This is a genomic window from Klebsiella sp. GW_Kp181, from assembly GCF_040062315.1.
Lineage (GTDB): Bacteria > Pseudomonadota > Gammaproteobacteria > Enterobacterales > Enterobacteriaceae > Klebsiella > Klebsiella oxytoca.
In genome coordinates this window covers 1-16768 of sequence record NZ_JBEAFR010000013.1, presented here as the reverse complement: position 1 = coordinate 16768, position 16768 = coordinate 1, and the positions used below count along the sequence as shown (strand labels likewise).

Annotated in this window: 19 protein-coding genes; 9 read left to right on the top strand and 10 right to left on the bottom strand. The window is 54.9% G+C overall.

What is annotated here, in order from left to right; all coding sequences use genetic code 11:
- Positions 1 to 53: 53 nt before the first annotated feature.
- The 4 genes from rnt to ABLV11_RS06565 all read right to left on the bottom strand — a co-directional run bounded on the left by rnt (position 54) and on the right by ABLV11_RS06565 (position 3042).
- Positions 54 to 698: a ribonuclease T gene (gene rnt / locus ABLV11_RS06580; protein ID WP_004102691.1), complete on the bottom strand. Its 645-nt coding sequence runs from the start codon at positions 696 to 698 to the stop codon at positions 54 to 56.
- 106 nt (positions 699 to 804) lie between these two features.
- Positions 805 to 1212 carry a lactoylglutathione lyase gene (gloA, locus tag ABLV11_RS06575; RefSeq protein ID WP_004102689.1) on the bottom strand — a complete coding sequence of 136 codons (408 nt, stop codon included), beginning with the start codon at positions 1210 to 1212 and terminating at the stop codon, positions 805 to 807.
- A gap of 79 nt (positions 1213 to 1291) precedes the next feature.
- Complete coding sequence (locus tag ABLV11_RS06570) at positions 1292 to 2389, bottom strand: alkene reductase (RefSeq protein ID WP_004113448.1); 1098 nt, start codon at positions 2387 to 2389, stop codon at positions 1292 to 1294.
- Positions 2390 to 2442: 53 nt separating this feature from the next.
- Positions 2443 to 3042: a TetR/AcrR family transcriptional regulator gene (locus ABLV11_RS06565; protein WP_105890363.1), complete on the bottom strand. Its 600-nt coding sequence runs from the start codon at positions 3040 to 3042 to the stop codon at positions 2443 to 2445.
- Positions 3043 to 3163: 121 nt separating this feature from the next.
- On the opposite strand from ABLV11_RS06565, the gene ABLV11_RS06560 reads away from it, so the two are divergent.
- From ABLV11_RS06560 to sodC, 3 genes are read left to right on the top strand one after another with little or no spacing between them, the layout of a single operon-like run.
- Positions 3164 to 3424 (top strand): DUF1289 domain-containing protein, encoded by a 261-nt coding sequence (locus tag ABLV11_RS06560; RefSeq protein ID WP_153675721.1) that lies wholly within the window; start codon positions 3164 to 3166, stop codon positions 3422 to 3424.
- 48 nt (positions 3425 to 3472) lie between these two features.
- A complete protein-coding gene (locus ABLV11_RS06555; RefSeq protein ID WP_049593052.1) occupies positions 3473 to 4369 on the top strand; it encodes an aldo/keto reductase family oxidoreductase in 897 nt (298 codons plus the stop codon).
- A gap of 59 nt (positions 4370 to 4428) precedes the next feature.
- Positions 4429 to 4950 (top strand): superoxide dismutase [Cu-Zn] SodC, encoded by a 522-nt coding sequence (sodC, locus tag ABLV11_RS06550; protein ID WP_049593053.1) that lies wholly within the window; start codon positions 4429 to 4431, stop codon positions 4948 to 4950.
- On the opposite strand, the gene ABLV11_RS06545 is transcribed toward sodC, so the two are convergent.
- Genes ABLV11_RS06545 through ABLV11_RS06535 form a run of 3 tightly spaced genes read right to left on the bottom strand, consistent with a single transcriptional unit; the run spans position 4943 to position 8110 of the window.
- The gene (locus ABLV11_RS06545) at positions 4943 to 6967 is read right to left on the bottom strand and encodes an FUSC family protein (RefSeq protein WP_016810096.1); all 2025 of its coding nucleotides are present in this window, start codon (positions 6965 to 6967) and stop codon (positions 4943 to 4945) included. The two genes, sodC and ABLV11_RS06545, sit on opposite strands and share 8 nt — an antisense overlap.
- Positions 6967 to 7863 carry an HlyD family secretion protein gene (locus tag ABLV11_RS06540; protein ID WP_049593054.1) on the bottom strand — a complete coding sequence of 299 codons (897 nt, stop codon included), beginning with the start codon at positions 7861 to 7863 and terminating at the stop codon, positions 6967 to 6969. The genes ABLV11_RS06545 and ABLV11_RS06540 overlap by 1 nt, the downstream gene beginning before the upstream one ends.
- Positions 7864 to 7873: 10 nt before the next feature.
- On the bottom strand, positions 7874 to 8110 hold the full coding sequence (locus ABLV11_RS06535; protein WP_004102668.1) for a DUF1656 domain-containing protein: 237 nt from the start codon (positions 8108 to 8110) through the stop codon (positions 7874 to 7876).
- A 171-nt stretch (positions 8111 to 8281) separates the two neighbouring features.
- On the opposite strand from ABLV11_RS06535, the gene slyA reads away from it, so the two are divergent.
- Positions 8282 to 8722 (top strand): transcriptional regulator SlyA, encoded by a 441-nt coding sequence (slyA, locus tag ABLV11_RS06530; protein WP_016810099.1) that lies wholly within the window; start codon positions 8282 to 8284, stop codon positions 8720 to 8722.
- Positions 8723 to 8763: 41 nt separating this feature from the next.
- Here slyA and ABLV11_RS06525 read toward each other — a convergent pair whose 3' ends face one another.
- Both ABLV11_RS06525 and slyB read right to left on the bottom strand, forming a co-directional pair.
- On the bottom strand, positions 8764 to 10116 hold the full coding sequence (locus ABLV11_RS06525; protein WP_070555957.1) for a GGDEF domain-containing protein: 1353 nt from the start codon (positions 10114 to 10116) through the stop codon (positions 8764 to 8766).
- A gap of 229 nt (positions 10117 to 10345) precedes the next feature.
- Complete coding sequence (gene slyB / locus ABLV11_RS06520) at positions 10346 to 10813, bottom strand: outer membrane lipoprotein SlyB (protein ID WP_004102663.1); 468 nt, start codon at positions 10811 to 10813, stop codon at positions 10346 to 10348.
- Between the two features lie 269 nt (positions 10814 to 11082).
- Here slyB and anmK point away from each other — a divergent pair, with 269 nt between their 5' ends.
- The 5 genes from anmK to pdxY all read left to right on the top strand — a co-directional run bounded on the left by anmK (position 11083) and on the right by pdxY (position 15981).
- On the top strand, positions 11083 to 12207 hold the full coding sequence (anmK, locus tag ABLV11_RS06515; RefSeq protein ID WP_004102661.1) for an anhydro-N-acetylmuramic acid kinase: 1125 nt from the start codon (positions 11083 to 11085) through the stop codon (positions 12205 to 12207).
- Positions 12208 to 12299: 92 nt separating this feature from the next.
- A complete protein-coding gene (gene mliC, locus ABLV11_RS06510; RefSeq protein ID WP_024274269.1) occupies positions 12300 to 12623 on the top strand; it encodes a C-type lysozyme inhibitor in 324 nt (107 codons plus the stop codon).
- Positions 12624 to 12680: 57 nt separating this feature from the next.
- Positions 12681 to 13337 carry a pyridoxamine 5'-phosphate oxidase gene (gene pdxH / locus ABLV11_RS06505; RefSeq protein ID WP_024274268.1) on the top strand — a complete coding sequence of 219 codons (657 nt, stop codon included), beginning with the start codon at positions 12681 to 12683 and terminating at the stop codon, positions 13335 to 13337.
- 447 nt (positions 13338 to 13784) lie between these two features.
- A complete protein-coding gene (gene tyrS, locus ABLV11_RS06500; RefSeq protein ID WP_004102653.1) occupies positions 13785 to 15059 on the top strand; it encodes a tyrosine--tRNA ligase in 1275 nt (424 codons plus the stop codon).
- A 61-nt stretch (positions 15060 to 15120) separates the two neighbouring features.
- The gene (pdxY, locus tag ABLV11_RS06495) at positions 15121 to 15981 is read left to right on the top strand and encodes a pyridoxal kinase PdxY (protein WP_348855227.1); all 861 of its coding nucleotides are present in this window, start codon (positions 15121 to 15123) and stop codon (positions 15979 to 15981) included.
- Positions 15982 to 16023: 42 nt separating this feature from the next.
- Here pdxY and gstA read toward each other — a convergent pair whose 3' ends face one another.
- Positions 16024 to 16629, bottom strand: a complete 606-nt coding sequence (gene gstA, locus ABLV11_RS06490; RefSeq protein ID WP_023321116.1) for a glutathione transferase GstA — start codon at positions 16627 to 16629, stop codon at positions 16024 to 16026.
- Positions 16630 to 16768: the final 139 nt, after the last annotated feature.

The window sequence follows — 16768 nt, the reverse complement described above, 5'->3', positions numbered from 1 at the left end:
CCCCTTACAGGGGGCATTCTCAAAAGCCACCTTCTCAGAAGGTGGTCTTTTACTTATTCTTCGGCCACAGGTAAGGGCCAGCCGCCAAGACGCTTCCAGCGGTTGACGATTTCGCAGAATAGCTGCGCCGTTTGTTCGGTATCGTAAAGCGCAGAGTGGGCCTGAGTCCCGTCAAATGCCATTCCGGCGGCGATACAGGCTTTCGACAATACCGTTTGGCCAAGCGCAAGACCGCTCAGGGCCGCGGTATCGAAGGTGACGAACGGATGGAATGGATTACGTTTCAGCCCCGCACGTTCTGCCGCCGCCATGGTAAAGCTATGGTCGAATGTGGCGTTATGCGCGACCATAATAGCGCGGCTGCAGTCGCTCTCTTTCATGCCCTTGCGGATCATTTTAAAAATCGCGTGCAGCGCATCGTATTCGCTCACCGCACCGCGCTCGGGATCGTTGGGGTTAATACCGTTAAAAGCCAGAGCTTCGGGCTGCAGGTTTGCGCCCTCAAAAGGTTCAACATGAAAATGCAGCGTTTCGTCCGGCATGAGCCAGCCTTCTTCGTCCATTTTCAGCGTAATAGCGGCGATCTCCAGCAGGGCGTCGGTTTTGGCATTAAATCCGGCGGTTTCAACATCAATTACCACTGGATAAAAACCGCGAAAACGGTCGCACAGACCATTCAGTTGAGCGTTCTCGGACATCAGATTCTCTTAGCTGGAAAAAAGTAGCGCGCATTATGGCAAATTTTGCCGCGGCTTGCAGCAGGAAGGGGATAAAACAGCGGGCACCGCGGGCGCCCGCAGCAGATTAGTTGCCGAGGCCTTTTCCGGCGTCTTTCTCTTCAATCAGCTCGATTTTATAACCATCCGGATCTTCGACGAAGGCGATGACCGTCGTACCGCCTTTAACCGGGCCGGCTTCACGGGTCACATTGCCGCCGTTCTGACGAATACGTTCGCAGGCTTCCGCCGCGTTTTCAACGCTCAGCGCAATATGACCATACGCGTTACCGAGATCGTACTTATCCACGCCCCAGTTGTAGGTCAGCTCAATCACGGCGGTATCGCTTTCTTCGCCGTAACCCACGAATGCCAGCGAGTATTTATATTCAGTGTTTTCGCTGGTGCGCAGCAGTTTCATGCCCAGCACATTGGTGTAAAACTCAATAGAACGTTGCAGGTCGCCAACGCGCAGCATGGTGTGAAGTAAGCGCATAATGTCCCCTATGCAGTTTATTTTGATACATCAGAGCGTTGAGTATAGCGGCGATAACCCGCCGCTATCAATGGAGGGATTACAGGGTAGGGTAATCGGTATAACCTTCCGCGCCGCCGCCGTAGAAGCTTTCCGGACGCTGTGGGTTCAGAGCGGCCTTTTTCTGCAGGCGCGCCACCAGGTCCGGGTTAGCAATGTAGTCGCGACCAAAGGCCACGGCATCGATCAGCCCTTTACCGATCAGATCGTTGGCCTTTTCAACCGTGTAGGCGCCCGCGCCGATAATAGCGCCCGGGAAACGGTCGCGCACTTTCTGGCGGAACTCATCGCTGTACGGTTGGCCGCCAGCCCAGTCCGGTTCGGACATGTGCAGGTAGGCAATACCGCGTTTCGCCAGCTCTTCGATCAGATAGAGCGCGTCGGCTTCTTCATTCGGGCCATTATCGACGTTCTGGAAGCTGCCGATGGGCGAGACGCGAATACCGATACGGTCGGCGCTCCATTCTTTACTCACCGCATCAACCACTTCCAGCACCAGGCGAGCGCGATTTTCCACGCTGCCGCCGTACTGGTCAGTACGATGGTTGGCAGAAGGGGAAAGGAACTGGTGCAGCAGGTAACCGTGGGCGGAGTGCAGTTCGACAAGATCGAATCCGGCATCGCGGGCGTTACCTACCGCCTGACGGAAATCATCAACGATCCCTGGGATCTCGTGGGTTTCGAGCGCGCGCGGCATTGAGGTGTCAACGCGAATGGCATGGCCGTTTTCGTCGCGCAGCGAAGTCCGGGTGCCCGCGCTGATGGCCGATGGCGCAACCGGGGCGGCGCCGCCGGGCTGGATGCTGCTGTGCGAAATACGCCCGGTATGCCACAGCTGGACGGCAATACGCCCGTTTTCAGCGTGGACGCCGGCGGTGATCTTTTTCCATGCGGCAATCTGTTCCGGACTGTGCAGCCCTGGCGCACCCGCGTAGCCTTTAGCCTGAGCGGAAATCTGGGTCGCTTCGGAAATAATCAGGCCGGAGCTGGCGCGCTGGCGGTAGTATTCGCCCATCAGCGGGGTGGGAATATCCCCTGGCTCAATGCTGCGCAGACGCGTTAGCGGAGCCATAAACACGCGATTCGGCACGGTTACCGCACCTACTTTCAACGGGGTAAACAACTTTGATTCTGACATAATGACTCCTGAGTAGACCGGTCGTCTTGAAACGGGTTAAATAAAAACGCCTGTTATAGGGCAGGCGCAGCAATAATTTTTTTAGCGTGGGCCAGGGCGCTTTCCAGCGGCGTTGCGCTGTGCGTAATCTTGGCCTGCAGATTCGCCCCCAGCCACAGAGAGTAAAGCACCTGCGAGAGCGTTAATGCGTCACCGTCAAACGTCAGGCTACCTTCCTGACGACCTTGCTCCAGCGCATCGGCCAGCAGGGTAATGATCTGACTGGCCCCTTTATCCATCGCGGTGCGCATATCTTCCGACAGATCGCAGACCTCTGCCGACAACTTCACCGTCAGGCAGCCACTAATGATGCCCTGCTGGCAAAACTGGGTCAGCGTATGCTGATAGTAGGCCAAAAGGCGGTCGCGATAGTTTCCCTCGCCGTGGGCAAAATGCTCAACCAGGCGCTGAAGATATCCGGCGTAGTGATGGTCGAGCAGCGCTACGCCAAAGGCTTCTTTAGAGCGAAAATAGTGATAGAAAGAACCTTTCGGCACTTCCGCTGTTTTTAGCAGTTCACTCAGCCCCATACCGGTAAAACCCCGATGCATACAAAGCTGCTCGCCGGTGGCCAGGATATGTTCGCGGGTATTGCATTCACTGTGTTTGTTCATGGCGCTCACTGTAATAGACCGATTGGTCTAATGCAAGCCATAATTAAAAATGCTGCCTGGCGCAGAGGGCGACGAACAAAATTTGCGTACGGCGGATGAAACGTCTTCAATAAAGACAGAGATGAGCGGCTGGAGAGGCGAAGTGGCTGAACAACTGGAGTTCTTCCCGGTACAGAGTCCCTGCCGGGGGATTTGTCAGTCTGATGAACGCGGCTACTGCCGGGGGTGCATGCGTAGCCGCGATGAGCGTTTCAACTGGCAGAAAATGAGCGATGCGCAAAAGCAGGATGTTCTGCGTCTGTGTCGCCAGCGGCTGCTGCGTAAATTACGCGCAGCTAAGCAGGATAGTGCGGAAGAACCGCAGCAACCCTCACTGTTTTAAGCAAAAAATTGCGTATACTCAGGACACTTTTTTATTGAGGAAGCTGTTATGGTTCAGCGTATTGCTATGGCTCCCCAGGGGCCGGAATTCTCTCGTTTTGTGATGGGCTACTGGCGTCTGATGGACTGGAAGATGTCCGCTCAAGCGCTGGTGGGCTTTGTGGAGCAACACCTGGATCTGGGCATCACCACCATCGATCATGCCGATATTTACGGCGACTATCGCTGTGAGGCGGCGTTTGGCGAAGCGTTAAAGCTGGCGCCCCATCTGCGCAACCGGATGGAGATCGTCACCAAATGCGGAATTGCCACGAAAGCGCGGGCAGAAAATACCATCGGCCACTATATTACCGACCGCGACCATATTGTGCTGAGCGCGGAGCAGTCGCTGCGTAATCTGGCGACCGACCATCTGGACCTGCTGCTGATTCATCGCCCGGACCCGCTGATGGATGCTGACGAAGTGGCTGAGGCCTTCCTGGCTTTACATCATAGCGGCAAGGTTCGCCACTTCGGCGTGTCGAACTTTACCCCCGCCCAATTTACCCTGCTGCAGTCGCGCCTGCCGTTTACCCTGGCGACTAATCAGGTGGAAATTTCCCCGGTTCACCAGCCGCTGCTGCTTGACGGTACGCTCGATCAGCTTCAGCAGCTGCGCATCCGACCGATGGCCTGGTCCTGCCTCGGCGGCGGCCGTTTGTTTAACGACGAAAGCTTCCAGCCGCTGCGCGATGAGCTGGTCCGCGTCGCTCAGGAGCTCAATGCGGAAAGCATTGAGCAGGTGGTGTATGCCTGGATCCTGCGTCTGCCGTCGCAGCCGCTGCCAATTATTGGTTCAGGAAAAATTGAGCGCGTGCGCTCGGCGGTTGTCGCTGAAAAGCTAAATATGAGCCGTCAGCAGTGGTTCCGCATTCGCAAAGCGGCCTTAGGCTACGACGTTCCGTAAACACCGACACCTCAGCAATGGCCTACACTGAATAGTGATAGAGCCATTGAGGAGGTGTTATGCAACGATGTATTCTCGCCATACTTACCCTGGCCGCCTGTGCGGGCGTGCAGGCGGCCAGCGAAAGCGTCGATATCAATCTTGTGACCAGCCAGAGCGTTGGTCAGGCCATCGGTAGCGTGAAAATTAGTGAAACCGCGAAAGGTCTTGAGTTTACTCCGGACCTGAAAGCGCTGCCTCCCGGCGAGCACGGCTTCCATATTCACGCCAACGGTAGCTGCCAGCCGGCCATCAAAGAAGGTAAAGCCGTCGCCGCTGGCGCAGCCGGCGGACATTACGATCCGCAAAACACCGGAAAGCATGAAGGTCCTGACGGCGCCGGTCATCTCGGCGATCTGCCGTTCCTGGTGGTTAATAACGACGGAAAAGCCACCCAGCCGGTGGTCGCGCCGCGTTTAAAAACCCTCGATGAAGTGAAAGGCAAGGCGCTGATGATTCACGTGGGGGGCGATAATATGTCCGACAGCCCGCAGCCTCTCGGCGGTGGCGGCGAGCGCTTCGCCTGCGGCGTCATCAAGTAGTCCTTTCCGTCAACGTTCCTGCGATCGGCGCCTGTTCCAGCTGAGACAGGGCGCACCAGAGTCGCCAGATAACCGCCGCCAGCTCTCTGGCGGCGGGCTGGTGGTGGCGATTAAGCGCGTCGCAGATGCGCTGCAGTTCCTGCAGCGTTGAAGCGAGAGGGCGCTGCTGAACGCCGCGCTCGCTCATCACGTCACGCAGCAGGCTAATGCACAGATCGCGCACCTGCGAGAGCGGGTCGGAGCGCGTTTCCCAGTCGCGTAGTTGCCACACCACGTGAGAACAATTGAGTAACACGACGCCCCAGCGCAGCAGCCAGCGGCGCGCCAGCGCATCCTGACTGTTGCTAAGCTGGCTGATGTGATGATAAACCAGCGACTCAAATTCATGTTCACTATGCTGCGGACGACGGCTCAATTGGTCGACAAAGTGACGCCGTAACGCACGGATGTGCCGACGGCTTTTACGCGCGTCTGAACCTGGACTGATAATGGCGAAAGCCAGCCAGGCGAGTCCTACCCCAATGATTTTTCCCAGATTATCATTAAGAAACGAAGCGTAGTCGTATACCGGCGGGTTGGTGACCGAAATAAATGAGCCCATAAAAACGATCAACTGCCCCCACAGTCCGGCGAGCTTTGGCATCTGTTGTTTGAGCAACTGCATGGTGGTCAGCAAGGGAAACAGAAATAGCAAAAACTGCCATAAATCGGTTATCTGCACCATCAGGCCAAATTTCACGACAAAGCTAAAGAGCGAAAGCAGGATCAGGGTACGCATTAAAAGCGTTAATGATTTAAACGGTGAGGGCGAAACCGAATAGAGCACGCAGCAGATAGCTGCCAGGGTAAGCGCTGCAGCGCAGGCCTGCCACTGGGTGCTTATACCCCATGCGCCGACCATCACCAGCGCGCAAAAAGCGCGAACTCCGTTCCAGAGAGCTTCGGCCTGATCGGTATGGCGGGCCAGCGCTGGTGCGGAAGGTACGTTGAATTCGGTGATCGCGGTGGCGTTTTCGATGCGCCTGAGCCAGCGGCTGCTCTCCAGATACAGGCGACAAAAATAGCGCAGGCGCTTCCAGAAGGCGATGTGTCGGTAGTCGGCATCGGCGGGCGGCGCAAGCGGCGCGATAATGCGGGCAACGCTGTAAGCATCGGCGTTTGAAAGCGCTAACTCGCTGAGCAAAGACTCCAGAATCTCGCGAGTACGAGCGGGCGCGGCGGGCCAGTTAAGCAGCATCCGCCGCAGGCTCGAAATGACGCTGGTCATTCGTAGCTGCTGATGTAGCAGATAGTTGAGCAGCGGATTTTGCCGGCGAAAGCGATAGTGGCTCCAGAAGGCCTGAATGCGCAGCAGATTCATGGTCAGGATTTGCCCAATCACGCTCTCGTGCGCGGCCCGGATAGCATCGGTTGTTTCCGGGACCCACAGCAGACTGGCGTGTTCCAGCAGGCGGGCATGCATATTTTTTAGCGCGCTCAGTAGCGTGGTGCCGTCGGAAGTACTCGGTAAAATCATCATCATTAGCCCGCCGCACAATATACCGACGATAACCTCGCAGACGCGCGACTGGGCGATAGTCCACAGTTCGTTAGCATCGGTAATATTGATAACCGGGAAAGCGATAATCGCGCAGGTGTAGCCCGCAAGCTGGAATGCATAGGCGACGTTATTGGTGAACATCGCGCAGGCCCAGGTACAGAGGGCTATCCACGCCGAAATACTAAAAAGAAATAGCCACGGATCGTTGAGCGTATGACCGGCCAGCAGCAGCGCCGCGCAGGCGCCGAGCAGGCTGCCGGCAATACGGCCAAAGCTTTTGCTGATCACGCCGCCGACGGTGGGAAAGCTGACTACCGCGGCGGAAGTCATCGCCCAGTAGGGTTCGTCAAGATTCAGCCAGTAGGCGACGCTCAGCGCCAGGCACATGGCAATCCCGTTACGCAGGGCATAGCGCCACTGCGGACGGCTGGCCTTAATCCAGGGAAGAGAGCGCCACGTCAGGGCCTGTAGCTTCATTACTGCGCGCCAATGGCAACGGTGCAGGTGGTACCGGAGACCAACGTGATATCCGGCGGCAGATGGTCAAACTCAATGCGCACCGGCACGCGCTGGGCAAGGCGTACCCAGGGAATATTCGGTTTAATATTCGCTACCAGACCACTTCCGCTCTCTACGCTCTGATCGACAATAGCGCGTCCGATACTGCCTACGTGACCCTGTAACTTTTGTTTGCTGCTATAGAGGACGATCTGCGCGCTATCGCCGGGACGGATATTACGCAGTTTCGTTTCTTCAAAATAACCGATCACGTAAAAGGAGTGGCTGTCGACGAGGGCAAAAAGCGGATGGCCTACGGTGGCGTAGTCGCCAATGCGGGTCGAAAGGTTCGTTACCCAGCCGTCAACCGGAGCCTTGATTTCGGTCTGCGCGAGCTGCCATTGGGCATGATCGAGGGTGGCCTGGGCGGCTCCCACAACGGCCTTAGCCGCTGCCAGGTTGGTATTAGCGGTATTAAGCGCAGTATTGGCGTTCTCTAAATCTTCTGCGGAGATGAAATTCTCGGAGAGATGGCGTCGGCGAGCGGCATCGCTGGCGGCTTTTTTCTGTTCAGCCTGCGCGCGGGCAACTTCAGCTCGAGCCTTGTCGAGCTGGGCCTGGGCGTTGAGCAGCGCAATTTTATAAGGCGTATCATCAATTCTGAACAGCACTTCACCGGCCTTAACCAGCTGGTTATCGCGTACGTTGAGCTGCAGGATGCTCCCGGACACCTGCGGCGTGACGCCTACCTGCTCGGCCCGGACTTTCCCGTCGCGGGTCCACGGGGACTGCGTGTAGTAATTCCAGACCAGCCAGGCGGCAATAATGGCCAGCGCGGCGACCAGCAGCGTGGATAAATATTTTAGTTTCTTCATGTAATGAACATTACCAGATAGTCAGTAAAACCAGCGCCAGACAAACGGAGAGCGCAAAGAAGGAGAGATCCATGAGCAGGGGGTGCCAGATTTCACCTGCGTACATCCAGTCCCGCAGCTGACGATGAACGACCAACCAGATAAAGAAGCCCAGCAGAACGGCTTTAAAGACAGGAGGAAAATAGACCGAAGCGCCGAACACCAGGTCCTGGAGCGGCAATCCGGTAGTGTTAAGACTCAGTTTCACAAGCAAAAATCCTTTGCCGTTTCAGGATGAATGTTCAGGTTATGCGATTATTCACATTGTAAATCATTGTTCTGATTTTAGTGAATCAGGTAATTCATTTGTTTTGGTAATTTAAATGCTGCACACTATTCTAAAATCAGTATAATAACTTAGCAAGCTAATTATAAGGAGATGAAATTGGAATCGCCACTTGGTTCTGATCTGGCACGTTTGGTACGCGTCTGGCGCGCGCTAATCGACCATCGCCTGAAACCTCTGGAGTTAACGCAGACGCACTGGGTCACGCTGCATAACATTCACCAGCTGCCGCCTGAACAGTCGCAGATTCAGCTGGCGAAAGCCATTGGTATTGAGCAGCCTTCGCTGGTTCGCACGCTCGACCAGCTGGAGGAAAAGGGGCTTATTTCTCGCCAGACCTGTGCAAACGATCGGCGGGCAAAACGTATCAAGCTTACCGAAAAAGCCGAACCCCTGATCAACGAAATGGAAGAGGTTATCGGCAAAACGCGTGATGAGATTCTGGCCGGCGTTTCTAAAGAAGAGGTGGAAACGCTGCTCAATTTGATTCGTAAACTTGAACACAACATCCTCGATCTCCAGGCAAAAGATTGACCTTAACGAGGCCTTGAATCTTCTCAAGGCCTCTTTTTTATTTACGCCTGCCAGACGACTACGCGATTACGCCCGGTGTTTTTCGCTTCGTACATGGCGGTATCAGCGCGCTTGACGCACTCCTCCGCCGCAACATGCGCATCCTGAGTGGTGAAAACCCCCATACTGATGGTCATTCTTTCCGGTAACCCTTCATGCTGTTCACTGACGGACAGGCGGATGCGTTCGGCAATGGCCAGCGCTTCGTTGGCGCCGATATTGACCAGCAGCAGGGCAAACTCTTCCCCGCCGATACGCGCGGCAATGTCCTCCTGGCGCACGTTATTCTGCAGCACGCTGGCAGCAAACTGAATGACCTTATCTCCCTGCACGTGGCCGTACGTGTCGTTGATGCGCTTAAAGCGGTCAAGATCGCAGACAATGACCGATAGCGGCTGTGATGCAGAGACTTTTGTTAATCGTTGATTCAGCGTGTCGTAGAAATAGCTGCGGTTATACAGCCGGGTCAGGGGATCGCGAATAGAATTCTGGTACGAGCGAACGTACCTTTCGTTTGACTCCCGGTAGAGGATAAAAACATCCACAAGCAGAACTAAAATCAAAAACAGAGTGCTCAGCGTTTCAAAGAGCCGCGCCTGGTTCCAGGAATGAGCGTTACCGTTGACCGTGGAGAGCAGAACCAGCAGCGTAAATATATAGGCGGTACAAAAAAAGGCGCCGCTGTACCAGAATATATTGCGTAGCCGGGTCAGGCTAATAAGTAAAATCAGCGTAAATGACCATGTACCAATTAATACCCAGCCAACCCGGTTATGCCATAGCGGCGTAAAGGTATAGGTCAGATTATCAATGAATTCAATGCTCAGTAATGGTGAGTTGCTGGAATGAATCCACGACAATATGAGCGTTGCGGCGATCAAAATAAAACAACCCAGCAGTACCAGACCGTGAATTTTTCCTGAATGAGTGGTACGGTGGCGAAGCCGATATAAAACGATCGAAGTTATAAATAAAACGGCCATCATGACGTTGCGGAAAAAATAAAAAATTAGCGCGTCATTCTGGTTGATGACGCGACCCTGGGCACATACCAGCCAGTCCGGGTAGCTGCCTATGGTCCCGAGCATCAACAGGGCCGAACAGGCAAAAGCGAAGGCTATTGGCGCCAGGTACAGCTGCTTTTTATCGCACAGATATTTCATGCCCATAAAACAGGCAATCATAATATGGAAACCCATCAGTGAAATAGTCAATACAGGAAACAGCATTGATGAAGTTGTAGAGATACGATGAATTAATGAGCCGGTAACGAAATTAATCGTAGCAATAGAAAAACCGCATACGACAGCGTAAAGAAATAGCCTGTCAGGCAAGCGTTTGAGATTAATAAACATAGTCAACATCCCTGAATAAAAGGGCAAAGGTAAAACGACGTCACTGTCGTAAATGTTTTGCGTAATACAGGATGCAGATTACTTGATAGCGGAGGGGGGAATATTGAGCAGGCGCAAGTTGTGGATGGGAGGCGGAAAAATATAAATATATTTGCAGTGTTTATTTATTATGATAAATGATACGTATTTTATATAAATGAGCGGCCCGCAAGGGCCGCAGGGAAAAGATTTAGCGCGGGGATACGGTAACCTGGCTGCCGCTGCCGGCGATAGCCACGCGTTGTCCGACGGAGAACGGCGTGCTGCCTTGTTTCTGTACCACCATGATGGTGTTGCCATCATCTTTGCGAATTTCCAGCTCAACGCCCTGGGTTTTGTTCATTGCGCCCTGGACGCCCTGACCGGCTACGCCGCCCGCGACAGCGCCTGCTGCGGTTGCCAGAGAGCGACCCGTGCCGCCGCCGATGGTGTTACCCAGGAAACCACCGAGCACCGCGCCGCCAATGGCGCCGATAGCATTGCTTTCATCTCCGCCCTGAATCTGAACCGCGCGGGTATGCACAATGGTGCCGTAGGTCACACTTTGGACCTGTTTGGCTTCGGATGCGGAGTAAACATCGCCGGACAGGCCGCTGTTGCTGACGCAACCTGCAAGCGTAAAACCAATCATCGAGACAGCCAAAACACGTAAAATCATTTATGAATCTCCTGTTCACAAGAAGCGTTCTGTTGAACTTCCTTGTAGCCAATTATATGGCATTTAAGCGTCTGCTGGCATAGCAGATACCGTGACTATACAAAAAATAATAATCAGAGTCGTCTCAACCTAAACTAAACATAAGTTCTTTACGCTAAGTACCATCGCGCTGCTTGTATTGTTAAAAAGTATTATAGCAGCATAGCTTTGCCCCCTCGTTTATGGTGGAGTGTGGGGATATACGAGAGTCATGGAATGAAGGAAAGCGTATGAAATCAGGCCGCTTTATCGGCGTCATGTCCGGCACCAGCCTTGATGGTGTGGATGTTGTGCTTGCAGCAATTAATGAAGATCTGGTCGCCCAGCAGGCCAGCCTGACGTATCCCATCCCCATTGCGATTAAAGAACAGATTCTGGCTATCTGTCAGGGGCAGCCGCTCACGCTTTCGCAGTTAGGGCGGCTGGATACGCGGCTGGGGCGGCTGTTTGCCGATGCGGTTCTGGCGCTAATGGCTCAGGAAAAGCTACAGGCAGCAGATATCATCGCCATCGGCTGCCATGGGCAAACGGTCTGGCATGAGCCAACGGGTGATGCGCCGCACACTATGCAGATAGGCGACAATAATCAGATTGCCGCGCGCACCGGCGTAACCGTGGTCGGAGACTTTCGCCGCCGCGATATGGCGCTCGGGGGGCAGGGGGCGCCGCTGGTTCCGGCTTTCCATCATGCGCTGCTGGCGCATCCGGTAGAGCGCCGCATGATTCTCAATATCGGCGGTATTGCCAATCTCTCTTTACTGGCGCCGGGGCAGCCGGTACGTGGATACGACACGGGGCCAGGCAACATGCTGATGGACGCGTGGGTCTGGCGCCAGTGCGGCAAACCCTATGATAAAGACGCGCAGTGGGCCAGCGAGGGGAAAATTGTGCTGCCGCTGCTGCAGGATATGCTCAGCGATCCCTGGTTTGCCCTGCCGGCGCCGAAGAGTACCGGGCGCGAATACTTTAACTACGGCTGGCTCACGCAGCATCTGGCGCGTTATCCGGGGCTTCGTGCCCAGGATGTTCAGGCGACCCTGGCCGAACTGACCGCCGTCAGCATCAGCGAACAGGTGCTGCTAAGCGGAGGCTGCGAGCGTCTACTGGTATGCGGCGGCGGTGCGCGTAACCCGCTACTGATGGCTCGTCTGGCGGCGCTGTTGCCGGGAACCGAAGTGTCGACGACCGATGAGGCGGGCATTAGCGGTGATGATATGGAAGCGCTGGCTTTCGCGTGGCTGGCGTGGCGTACCCTCGCCGGTTTACCCGGCAATCTCCCTTCCGTGACCGGCGCGTCGCAGGCAACCGTACTGGGCGCTATTTTCCCGGCCAATCCGCAGCAAAATCAGAGTTAACTGAAATCACCCGCGCCGGTTTCTTCGTAAACTGGCCAACGTTGAGGGAGGGCGTTATGCCTTCCCGGACCGGGAAAGTCGAAGGCATACTGATGAAAAAAATACTTATTCTTGCTGTACCTTTTATGCTCGCAGGCTGTAGCTACTACAACCAGTTTGTTGAGCGGATGAACACGGATACCCTCGAGTACCAGTGCGAGCAAAAACCGTTAACCGTCCATCTCAATAATACTCGCCAGCAGGTCAGCTTCATTTACGACAACCAGCAGTTAAATTTACAGCAGGGTCTCTCCGCCTCCGGCGCGCGCTATACCGATGGCGTATACGTCTTCTGGTCTAAAGGCGATAGCGCCACCGTTTATAAACGCGACCGTATTGTGCTGGAAAACTGTCAGCTGCAAACCGCCAAACGTTGAGATTTCAGTCATGGGGGCGCACAATAACGCCACCCATTGATGACTTTCTCAATTGCCATGTCTGATAACGACGAATTGCAGCAAATTGCGCATCTGCGCCGTGAATATACCCGTGGTGGCCTGCGTCGCCACGACCTTCCTGCCGAACCCCTGGCATTATTTGAACGCTGGCTGCGGCAGGCCTGTGATGCGAAGCTCGCTGACCCGACGGCGATGGTTGTCGCGACCGTTGATGAAAACTCGCAGCCTTACCAGCGCATCGTGTTGCTCAAGCACTACGATGAGAAAGGCCTGGTGTTTTATACCAACCTCGGCAGCCGCAAAGCCCACCAGATTGAAAAAAATCCCCGCATCAGCCTGCTGTTTCCATGGCATATGCTGGAGCGCCAGGTCATGGTTATCGGTAAAGCGGAACGCCTGTCGACGCTGGAAGTAGTCAAATATTTCCACAGCCGCCCGCGCGACAGTCAGATTGGCGCCTGGGTATCGCAGCAGTCCAGCCGTATTTCGGCTCGCGGCATCCTCGAAAGTAAGTTCCTCGAGCTGAAGCAAAAGTTCCAGCAGGGCGAAGTTCCGCTGCCGAGCTTCTGGGGCGGATTCCGCGTCAGTATTGAACAGATGGAGTTCTGGCAGGGCGGAGAGCATCGTCTGCACGATCGTTTTCTCTATCAGCGCCAAAACAGCGGCTGGCAGATCGACCGACTGGCGCCATAAAGGACGCAAAAATGTTGTCTTAAGCGCTGGTGCATCGTGGCCTGGCGCTTTATTCTATACGCTTCATTTTTCAAGCTGCATTTTTATCCGCTGCGCCTGCCCGCTCTGTCGCTTACCTGTGTAAGTTCCCTGAGCTTTCATATGCTTGCCGCCGCGATGCAGCTTGAACAATTTTGCGTATACCCGTCATACTTCAAGTTGCATGTGCGTTGGCTGCGTTCACTTACCCGAATCACTTACTACAGTAAGCTCATCGGGATGAATCAGGGACATCCATGTCCCTGACCGAAGGTCATCTTCGGTTGTTCAAATTCGTTCCTGACGAATTTGTCGTTCACTTGCCGCCTTCCTGCAACTCGAATTATTTAGGGTATAGATGTTTTTTTTCGCGTCTGGCGAAAAGTCGTGTACCGGCAGAGGTGCAGTCGTTTATAGATGGAGAATTTGATGGCAAGCAGTAACTTGATTAAACAATTGCAGGAGCGGGGGCTGGTAGCCCAGGTGACGGACGAGGAAGCGTTAGCAGAGCGACTGGCGCAAGGCCCGATCGCGCTCTATTGCGGCTTCGACCCTACCGCCGACAGCTTGCACTTGGGGCATCTTGTTCCATTGTTATGCCTGAAACGCTTTCAGCAGGCGGGCCATAAGCCTGTTGCGCTGGTTGGCGGCGCGACGGGTCTCATTGGTGACCCGAGCTTTAAAGCCGCTGAGCGTAAACTGAACACTGAAGATACCGTGCAGGAGTGGGTAGATAAAATTCGCAAACAGGTCGCGCCTTTCCTCGACTTTGATTGCGGTGATAACTCTGCCATCGCCGCGAATAACTACGACTGGTTTGGCAGCATGAATGTGCTCACCTTCCTGCGTGATATCGGCAAGCACTTCTCCGTAAACCAGATGATCAACAAAGAAGCGGTGAAGCAGCGTCTGAATCGCGACGACCAGGGCATCTCTTTTACCGAGTTCTCCTACAACCTGCTGCAAGGCTACGACTTTGCTTGCCTGAACAAGCTGCACGGCGTGGCGCTGCAAATCGGCGGTTCTGACCAGTGGGGTAACATTACTTCCGGCATCGACCTGACCCGTCGTCTGCACCAGAATCAGGTCTTTGGCCTCACCGTCCCGCTGATCACCAAAGCCGACGGCACGAAATTCGGTAAAACCGAAGGCGGCGCAGTGTGGCTCGATCCGAAGAAAACCAGTCCGTATAAGTTCTACCAGTTCTGGATCAACACCGCGGATGCCGATGTTTATCGCTTCCTTAAGTTCTTCACCTTTATGGACATAGCTGAAATCAATGCCCTGGAGGAGGAAGACAAAAACAGCGGTAAAGCGCCGCGCGCCCAGTACGTGCTGGCCGAGCAGGTGACCCGTCTGGTGCACGGTGAAGAAGGTCTGGTGGCGGCAAAGCGCATTACCGAGAGCCTGTTCAACGGCAACCTGAGCGATTTGAGCGAAGCCGATTTCGAACAGCTGGCGCAGGATGGCGTGCCGATGATCGAAATGGATAAAGGCGCCGATCTGATGCAGGCGCTGGTGGATTCTGAACTGCAGCCGTCCCGCGGTCAGGCGCGTAAAACCATCGCATCGAATGCGGTGACCATCAACGGCGAAAAACAGTCCGACCCGGAATATGTATTTGTCGATGCCGACCGTCTCTTTGGTCGCTACACCTTACTGCGCCGCGGTAAGAAAAATTACTGTCTGGTCTGCTGGAAGTAATTGCGTAAAGGCAGGGGCGTGGGAAACCGCGCCCCTTATTTTTTGCTCTCAGGTAATTAAGATGAAGAACATCCTCGCCATCCAGTCCCACGTTGTGTTTGGCCATGCGGGCAACAGCGCCGCTGAATTTCCGATGCGCCGCATTGGCGCCAACGTCTGGCCGCTTAATACCGTACAATTCTCCAATCATACCCAATACGGTAAATGGACCGGCTGCGTGATGCCGCCAGCGCATTTGACGGAGATTGTTCAGGGGATTGCCGATATTAACCAACTGCAGCGCTGTGACGCCGTGCTAAGCGGCTATCTGGGATCGGCTGAACAGGGCGAACATATTCTTGGCATCGTGCGTCAGGTTAAAGCCGCCAATCCGGCTGCGAAATATTTCTGCGACCCGGTAATGGGTCATCCGGAAAAGGGCTGCATCGTGGCGCCGGGCGTAGCGGAGTTTCACGTACGCTACGCGCTGCCGGCAAGCGATATTATTGCGCCAAATCTGATTGAGCTGGAGATCCTCTGCGGGCATCCGGTGGCAAACGTTAACGAGGCGGTTTTGGCCGCGCGCGAGCTGATTGCTCAGGGGCCGGAAGTGGTGCTGGTGAAGCATCTCTCGCGTGCCGGACTGAGTATGGATCGTTTTGAGATGCTGCTGGTTACCGCGCAGGAAGCCTGGCATATCAGCCGTCCGCTGGTGGATTTTGGCATGCGCCAGCCGGTAGGCGTCGGTGACGTTACAAGCGGGCTGCTGCTGGTCAAACTGCTGCAGGGCGCCACTCTGCGCGATGCGCTGGAGCACGTGACCGCCGCGGTTTATGAAATCATGCTGGCGACTAAAAACATGCAGGAATATGAGCTTCAGGTTGTGGCGGCTCAGGATCGCATTGCGCAGCCGGAGCACTACTTTAGCGCCACCCAGCTTTAAGGCGGGTATGAACTTGCCCGACATGTCGGGCAAGCATCGGTTTTACTTCAGCCCTTCAGCCTCAAGAGCAGCGGCTACGGCCGGGCGCGCGGCAACGTGTTTCATCCAGGCCGCGATATTGCTATAACCTTCCATATTCAGCTTCACGGCGTAGGCCCAGCGCAGTACGGTGAACAGGTAGCCATCCGCAATGGTGAAACGATGCCCGTTAATCCACTCTTTATCCTGCAGACATTCGTTCACGTACTGCATTTTCTTATCCAGCTGCGCGCGGGCGATAGGTTTGAAATCTTCCGGCGTATCCGGGCGAAACAGCGGTGTAAAGCCTTTATGCAGTTCCGTCGCCACGTAGTTTAGCCACTCCAGGGTCTGGTAGCGGGCGATGCTTCCTACCGGCGCCAGCAGCTGGCGGTCCGGTACGCGATCGGCGATATACTGCATAATGGCCACGCCTTCCGTCAGCAGCACGTCATCGTCCAGCAGCAGCGCCGGTACCTGACCCTTGGGGTTAACCAGCAAATAATCCTCCCCGTTTTCAAGGCGTTTTTTCATCACGTCAACGCCCTGCAGGGTAAAGTCCAGCCCGCTTTCGCGTAGCGCGATATGCGAGGCTAGAGAACAAGCGCCGGATTTATAGAACAGTTTCATCGGTGACTCCTCGTGGCTGCGGTTTTCTGTATGTTAGTCCGCCCAGGGGCAAAAAAAAACCGCTAACAGAGCGTTAGCGGTTTAATTGTCATCCCTAAACCACCTCCTAGGGAGGTGGTGATTGATCCTGTAAGGCTAT